General features: G+C 63.1%; 7 protein-coding genes and 1 pseudogene. 6 read left to right on the top strand and 2 right to left on the bottom strand.

Going from position 1 to position 7,039, the window contains the following annotated elements:
- Positions 1-393 precede the first annotated feature (393 nt).
- A complete protein-coding gene (locus FJ979_RS29750; RefSeq protein WP_140494294.1) occupies positions 394-1,527 on the bottom strand; it encodes a metallophosphoesterase in 1,134 nt (377 codons plus the stop codon).
- A gap of 113 nt (positions 1,528-1,640) precedes the next feature.
- Positions 1,641-2,306: a TetR/AcrR family transcriptional regulator gene (locus FJ979_RS29745; protein ID WP_140584482.1), complete on the bottom strand. Its 666-nt coding sequence runs from the start codon at positions 2,304-2,306 to the stop codon at positions 1,641-1,643.
- A 119-nt stretch (positions 2,307-2,425) separates the two neighbouring features.
- Here FJ979_RS29745 and FJ979_RS33515 point away from each other — a divergent pair.
- The 6 genes and pseudogenes from FJ979_RS33515 to FJ979_RS29720 all read left to right on the top strand — a co-directional run.
- A pseudogene (locus FJ979_RS33515) lies at positions 2,426-2,620 on the top strand (NIPSNAP family protein); the annotation flags it as partial.
- Between the two features lie 103 nt (positions 2,621-2,723).
- A complete protein-coding gene (locus FJ979_RS33510) occupies positions 2,724-3,203 on the top strand; it encodes a hypothetical protein (protein WP_348640430.1) in 480 nt (159 codons plus the stop codon).
- Positions 3,204-3,425: 222 nt separating this feature from the next.
- A complete protein-coding gene (locus tag FJ979_RS29735) occupies positions 3,426-4,199 on the top strand; it encodes an SDR family oxidoreductase (RefSeq protein ID WP_140584481.1) in 774 nt (257 codons plus the stop codon).
- A 142-nt stretch (positions 4,200-4,341) separates the two neighbouring features.
- Positions 4,342-5,739: a class II fumarate hydratase gene (gene fumC / locus FJ979_RS29730; protein WP_140584480.1), complete on the top strand. Its 1,398-nt coding sequence runs from the start codon at positions 4,342-4,344 to the stop codon at positions 5,737-5,739.
- A 179-nt stretch (positions 5,740-5,918) separates the two neighbouring features.
- On the top strand, positions 5,919-6,341 hold the full coding sequence (locus FJ979_RS29725; protein ID WP_140584479.1) for a DoxX family protein: 423 nt from the start codon (positions 5,919-5,921) through the stop codon (positions 6,339-6,341).
- Positions 6,342-6,513: 172 nt separating this feature from the next.
- On the top strand, positions 6,514-6,918 hold the full coding sequence (locus FJ979_RS29720) for a DoxX family protein (RefSeq protein ID WP_140494304.1): 405 nt from the start codon (positions 6,514-6,516) through the stop codon (positions 6,916-6,918).
- Positions 6,919-7,039 lie beyond the last annotated feature (121 nt).

Genomic DNA, 7,039 nt, shown 5'->3' with positions numbered 1-7,039 from the left:
TGAACCGCTTCGACGCCAAAACAGAAGCGGACAGATCATGTGCTACCAAACCGGACAACTTGATTAGCTACCGACATTCTTGGCTCACCCGCCGCGACGGTTCACGCCAATCGGGCACTGAACAAAGCGGCCCTAAAAAAATCTGGACGCGCCGGGAGCCATTTCGGTCGAAGCACGTTTCATGGTTGTCGTCAGCAATTCACGAGAGCAATCGAAGGAAAAGCGAACGGCAAAGACGCCCCCCGCACGATAAAAGGTGCGAGGGGCGTTTTCTTTCGGCCCCTACATCGCGGCGGTCATCATCGGCGGCATCTCGTAGCGGAGGCCGAGGCCCGAGCGCACTGCCAGGTCGACGTCAGTCAGCGTCCGGGACGAAAAGGCCGCTGCGGGCTTTCATGTCTGGAACGGTTTGCTGAAGGCGTTGGTGAATGTGACCCCGCCGTGATCGTCGCTGGCTTCGCCCAGCACGACATCCATGCCATCATTGGTGACCCGCGCCAGTGCGAACCCCCCCATATAGGCCGCCTTTGGCTTGAAGAGATCAAGGCCGTCGCGCTGATAGATCATCGGCACCTCGTGCTGATGGCCATGGAAGATGGCAATCACGTTGTAGCCTTTCAGGGCCGCAAGCAGTGCCTGACGGTCCGCATCGCTCCACCAATGCGGCGGCCCCTTGCCGTCGTCGTCGAACGCCTTTTTGGCGGGATCCCATCGCTCAGTCGAAAAATTATCCCAGCCATAATGCTGAAACAGGATGACCGGGCGGCCGTCCGCCGCATAGGTCGCCAGATCCTGCTTCAGCCAGGGCAGGCTGCTGTCCGCGCCATGGCCGGTGTCGCCAGCGAAACGGTGGGTCTGGACGAGATGCAGCCCGCCCCAGTCCCACGCATAGCAGTCGGTCTCGACATCGTAGTCGGTGGCTGGAACCGGTGGCTTGAAGAACACGCCGGCACGGTGATTGACTTCGACATAGTCGCGCATTTCGCGCCGGTACCAGTCAACGTGATGCCGCGGGCCGTTTTGGTCGAGGTCATGATTGCCGAGCCCGACATAGACTGGAACATGCACGCGGTCAGGCCCCATGCCTTGCTGGTAACGCTGGCTGAATTGCAGCAATTGCGTGCCTTCACTCGGCTGGGTGATCTGACCACCGCCATCGTCGGTCATGTCGCCGCCGATGACGAGGCCGAGCGGCGTGCCGATTCGGCTGCCGGCGGAGCGTAGGCCCGTCGGGACGCCGCCGATCTCGACGGGCCATGTCTTGTCGCCAATGCCGTTCAGAGCCGCCACATTGCGCAGCAAGGCAGCGTCGGTCTTGCCTTCCTGCTGGCAATTGGGACTCAAGCCGCTGGCCATGCGGCAGGCATGGACATCGGCGATGAACAGGAAGGTGGCGTCGACAGGCTGAATGCGCTGCCCGGTCTGGCCGAGCGCCGGGCGTGGAAGCGCAAGGGCCGTGGCAAGACCGGCGGCCCGCGCCAGAAAACGGCGTCGTGATACCGATTTTGGTGAGAAGCGCTTCATCATGGGTTGAAGTTCAGCACGGACACCGGTCAGCAGTAAAGTTCAGCGCCCGGTCCACGGCTGCTGCCCTCCCCCAGAACGGAACTGAGTTGTAGGGATCGTTCCCGTCCTCGGCATCAAAGGTTTCCCGGTGGCAGCAATATCCTGCGACGCCGCCTCGTTGCGGCCATGGGCGAAGCTTGGGCGACATTCTGCTCCAGCCCCGCCAGGCAATCGCGCAACATGCCGGCATCCTGCGCCGTCTTGGCCATCGACATCGCGCCGGAATAGGCCGCGACGGCCAGGGCGGCGAAACGCTGCGGGTCGGTGTCCTGCTCCCTGCCCGCCTGCTGATCAGCCCGGACCTTGTCGGCGATCGCCTGGCGCCAGCCGGCAAAAATGCCGGCAAGGGCGGCGCGCAATTCGGCATCGACGAACGACAGTTCATGTGCAAGGTTGTTGAGGGGACAGCCGCGCACGAAGCCTTGTTGCTCAAGTTCCGCCGCCACGGCTTCGAAGGCTGCACGCACGCCTTCGCGCGCCGAAGCGGCCGCCCGCAAAGGCGCCATCCATGTCTCTTCGACCGCCGCGGCCACACGCTCTTCGATCACCGCCAGCGCCAACGCTTTCTTGGTCGGGAAATGATGATGCAACGCGCCGCCGCTGACACCCGCCGCCGCCATCAGATCGCCGAGACTGGACGCGTGATAGCCGCGTACCTGAAAGGACTCCTGCGCGGCATCGAGCACTCTGTTGCGCATGCCTTCGGGATCATTGGTGCGCTTCTGGGCATGCCCTGTCATCGGGAATCTCCACCGTGCCCCTCCAGGAGGGAAGAAAAAGAAGCTAGCAGATTGACAAAACAGGACAACCGGTCTGTTTTATAAAACAGGATGATCACCCTGTTTTTGGAGACGAGCTTATGAGCCTGCCCCTGAGTGCCACATCGGAGACAGCAGCGCTCGCCTCCCCGGTCGTCGAACTGCGGCAGTACACGCTGAAACCTGGCAAACGCGATACCCTTATCGACCTCTTTGACGGCAAGCTGATCGAAGGCCAGGAAGAGGCCGGGATGACCATCATCGGCCAATTCAGGGACCTCGATCGCCCCGACATGTTCGTCTGGCTGCGCGGTTTCGAGGACATGGAGGCGCGCAAACGTGCCCTGAGCGCCTTCTATGACGGTATGGGCAGCGCACCGCAATGCCGCCAACGCCACGATGATCGATTCCGACGATGTGCTGCTGCTCAAACCTGCGTGGACCGGGGCTGGCTTCGATCTCTCCGGCGCATTGCGCGCGGGCTTGGCTGCCGACGAAAAGCCAGGCAGAAGCACGCCGCTGTCAGGGATGGTCGTGATTCGGATTTATCATTTGCGGCCGGGCGCAGAGGCCGCGTTCGCCAGCCGCTTCGAGCCCGAAGTCGCGCCGATGACGGCGTCACCCGGTGCGCGGCTGCTCGCCGCTTTCGTCACGGAGCATGCGGAAAACAGCTTTCCACGCCTGCCGGTGCGAGCGAGTGAGAATGTTTTCATCAGTGTGATGGGTTTTGATGGCGAAGAAGCGCAGGCCCAGCATGAAACCGCGCTTGCCGCCTCACCTGCATGGCAGGCCTTTTCGTACGCCGTCCGACATGACCTGGCCAGACCAACCGAAACCATGCGCCTGTCGGCGACATCGCGCTCGCGGCTTTGTTGCTGATCTCCAGTCCGCGCGGAAGCGGCGTCTGATCCGCTATACCTCCCCGGCATCGAGGCGGGGCGTAAATTCCCGCTTGCTCCCTGCCCAGTTCGCGAATGCAAGCGCCGGCAGTTGACCCCGACGCCGGCCGCAGCCGAAGTTCATACCATGGGATAGGCAGCCGGCTTGACCTCGACCGCCGATATGCGGTGCTCTCGTCACCAAACAGGCTTGGAGCGTTCAATGAGACTTTCCGGCAAACGCGCGCTGGTGACCGGCGGTTCGGACGGCATCGGCCTTGCCATAGCGGACGCCTTCTTGCGTGAGGGTGCCGAGGTCCTGATCATCGGGCGCGACATCGGAAAACTCGAGGCGGCCCGCGAAACACTCACGGCTTCCCATCCGAACGGTGCCGTCGAAACGCTGTCGGCCGACCTCGCCACCAGCCCCGGCGTCGCGGCGGCTGTCGAGCTTGTGAAAGAATCCGGCCGGCCGCTCGACATCCTCGTCAACAATGCCGGTGTCGCCTATCTCGTGCCGTTCGAGACTGTCAGCATTGACCAATTCCAGCAATCCTTCGCGCTCAATGTGGCGGCCACGTTCTTCCTCACGCAAGGGCTGTTGCCGCATCTCCCGGTCGGCGCATCGGTGATCAACATCTCCTCCTACTTCGCCAGTAAGATGATCCCCAACCGGCCGTCGAGCCTCTATTCCCTGTCGAAGGGCGCACTGAATTCGCTGACCAAGTCACTCGCCTTCGAGCTCGGTCCGCGTGGCATCAGGGTCAACGCCATTGCGCCCGGCACGGTCGACACCGCCATGCGGCGCAGGACCATCGACAATCTGCCGGCGCAGGCAAAGGTTGAGCTCGAGGCCTATGTCCGGCGCAGCTACCCGCTTGGCCGCATCGGCCGCCCTGAGGACCTCGCCGGCATCGCGGTCTATCTCGCCAGCGACGAGGCGGCATGGACCAGCGGCGGGATTTTCGCGGTGGATGGCGGGTACACGGCAGGATGAGTGGGACAGCCGATCTCCCCACGAGCGGGGAGATTGGCTCCGTCTTCAACCGATTTGCATCTTCATCGCCCGCAATCTCCGCTTGATGCGTTTTGTGCAACGCGATACGCCGTTGCCCAAATCGACAGACCGGAGACTTGCCGTGAGCGCTGCCAAGACCAGAACCGAAACCGATACGTTCGGTCCCATCGAGGTCGCCGCCGACCGTTATTGGGGCGCGCAGGCGCAGCGTTCGCTCGGCAATTTCAAGATCGGTTGGGAAAAGCAGCCGGCATCCGTCGTGCGCGCGCTCGGCATCGTCAAGCGGGCGGCGGCGGAAGCCAATATGGAGCTGAAGCGGCTCGATCCGGCGATCGGCAAGGCGATCGTCGAAGCGTCTCAAGAAGTCATCGACGGCAAGCTCAACGACCATTTCCCGCTGGTGGTCTGGCAGACCGGCTCGGGTACGCAATCCAACATGAACGCCAACGAGGTGATCTCCAACCGGGCGATCGAGATGCTGGGCGGCGTCATGGGCTCCAAGAAGCCGGTGCACCCGAACGACCACGTCAATATGAGCCAGTCGTCGAACGACACCTACCCGACCGCCATGCACATCGCCTGCGCCGAACGCATCGTGCATGACCTGTTGCCGGCGCTGAAGCACCTGCATAAGGCGCTTGCCGCCAAGAGCAGAGAGTTCAACCATATCATCAAGATCGGCCGCACCCACACGCAAGACGCCACCCCGCTTACGCTGGGCCAGGAATTCTCGGGCTACGCCGCGCAGGTCGCTTCGTCGATCAAGCGCATCGAGCTGACGTTGCCCGGCCTGCAGGAACTGGCGCAGGGCGGCACCGCCGTCGGCACCGGCCTCAACGCGCCCGTCGGCTTCGCCGAGCGGGTGGCCGACCGCATCGCCGCCATCACCGGCATCGCCTTCGTCACAGCGCCGAACAAGTTCGAGGCGCTCGCCGCCCATGATTCCATGGTATTCTCGCACGGTGCCATCAACGCCGCTGCCGCCGCGCTGTTCAAGATCGCCAACGACATCCGCTTCCTCGGTTCAGGGCCCCGCTCGGGACTTGGCGAGCTGTCGTTGCCGGAAAACGAGCCGGGTTCCTCGATCATGCCGGGCAAGGTCAACCCGACGCAGTGCGAAGCGATGACCCAGGTCTGCGTGCAGGTGTTCGGTAACAATGCAGCCCTCACCTTCGCCGGCAGCCAGGGCCATTTCGAGCTCAACGTTTATAACCCGCTGATGGCCTACAACTTCCTGCAGTCGGTGCAGTTGCTCGCCGACGCTTCGGTCTCCTTCACCGACAATTGCGTCGTCGGCATCGAGGCGCGCGAAGACAACATCAAGGCGGCCCTCGACCGCTCGCTGATGCTGGTGACGGCGCTTGCGCCCACCATCGGCTACGACAACGCTGCCAAGATCGCCAAGACCGCGCACAAGAACGGTACCACGCTGCGCGAGGAAGCGCTGGCCACCGGGCTGGTCAGCGAAGCCGATTACGATCGGATCGTGCGGCCGGAAGATATGACCCATCCTGGCTGAAGGCACTTTTTCGGCGGGAGAATATCCTCCCGCCACCGCATCGACCGGCACGAATTTCCGTTTTTCACCGGTTCACGGAAACGTATGTCCTGTGAACAATGTGTCGCCAGACAGGCGGCTTTGGTGAACAGTCAGCATGGTCTATCTGACGGGCGATCAACCCCATTCGGAGAGCCACCATGTCCACCAACACTTCCTTCGCCGGCGCCGGCACCGCGTCCAACAGTTCTGTCACGATCCTGCTCGGCCGCATCCTGCTCGCGGTCATTTTCCTGCTTTCCGGTTTCGGCAAGCTCAGCGCCCTTTCCGGCACCGCGGCCTATTTCGGCGGCCTCGGCCTGCCCTTGCCGACCGTGACGGCCATCGTCGTCGGCCTCATCGAACTGCTCGGCGGTCTGGCCATTCTCGTCGGCTTCCAGACCCGGATTGCCGCCTGGGTGCTGGCGATCTTCACCGTCGCCACGGCCCTGGTCGCCCACACCGGCTGGGCCGACCAGATGCAGATGATCAACTTCATGAAGAACCTGGCGATCACCGGCGGCTTCCTCGTGCTGGCTTCCTCAGGCGCCGGCGCCTATTCGGTCGACGCCAAGCGCGGCTGAACTTCCCTCCCCCGTCTTTGACAGCAGTGGCGCGGAATTTTCCGCGCCACTGTTTCGTTGTCGGTCCAGAAGCCTCAATTCAGCGCCCGGATTTGCCGGGGCATTGGTGGTAGGATCGATCGGTCCGGGGTGGGTAAAGGCCCAAACCGGCCAACCGACAACGGAGGTGACCATGCCTCGCAACGCACTGCTTCTGGCTTCGCGGCTGCTGCTTGCCGCGCTGTTCGTACCGTCAGGCTTCCATGCGCTCGCCGACATTGCCGGCACATCGGGCTATTTCGCCGGCCTTGGCCTGCCGCTCCCGGGGCTCGCCGCGTGGGGCACGGGCCTGTTCGAGCTGATCGCCGGACTGCTGATACTCATCGGCTTCCAGACCCGGATCGTGGCTCTGCTTTTGGCCGCCTTCTGCATCGTTGCCGGCTTCATCGGCCATTACGGCCAGGGCGCCGATGATGCGACGCTTGCCTTCTTGCACCAGCAGATGCTGATGAAGGACATCGCGATATCGGGCGGCTTTCTGGCGCTCGCCATGGCCGGCGCCGGCGCCTGGTCGGTCGACGGGCGGGCTGCTGTTTGATATCGCCTAAATCCAAGGGCAGGCCCGGAACCAACCAGACAAATGCCCCGGGTTGGACTCTCAATGCCCGAGCCAAGCCAACGCCCGTGTCAAGTCGACCCCCACTCCGTCGAGCTGCGCT

Source organism: Mesorhizobium sp. B1-1-6 (genome assembly GCF_006443035.1).
GTDB lineage: Bacteria > Pseudomonadota > Alphaproteobacteria > Rhizobiales > Rhizobiaceae > Mesorhizobium.
This window is presented reverse-complemented; position numbering and strand designations above follow the sequence as displayed.

What these genes read in the sequence shown, in the direction of transcription:
- FJ979_RS33510 (WP_348640430.1), top strand. Translation starts at nt 2,724, where the DNA reads ATGATCGATTCCGACGATGTGCTGCTGCTCAAACCTGCGTGGACCGGG.
- FJ979_RS29720 (WP_140494304.1), top strand. Translation starts at nt 6,514, where the DNA reads ATGCCTCGCAACGCACTGCTTCTGGCTTCGCGGCTGCTGCTTGCCGCG.
- FJ979_RS29735 (WP_140584481.1), top strand. Translation starts at nt 3,426, where the DNA reads ATGAGACTTTCCGGCAAACGCGCGCTGGTGACCGGCGGTTCGGACGGC.
- FJ979_RS29725 (WP_140584479.1), top strand. Translation starts at nt 5,919, where the DNA reads ATGTCCACCAACACTTCCTTCGCCGGCGCCGGCACCGCGTCCAACAGT.
- FJ979_RS29745 (WP_140584482.1), bottom strand. Translation starts at nt 2,306, where the DNA reads ATGACAGGGCATGCCCAGAAGCGCACCAATGATCCCGAAGGCATGCGC.
- FJ979_RS29750 (WP_140494294.1), bottom strand. Translation starts at nt 1,527, where the DNA reads ATGATGAAGCGCTTCTCACCAAAATCGGTATCACGACGCCGTTTTCTG.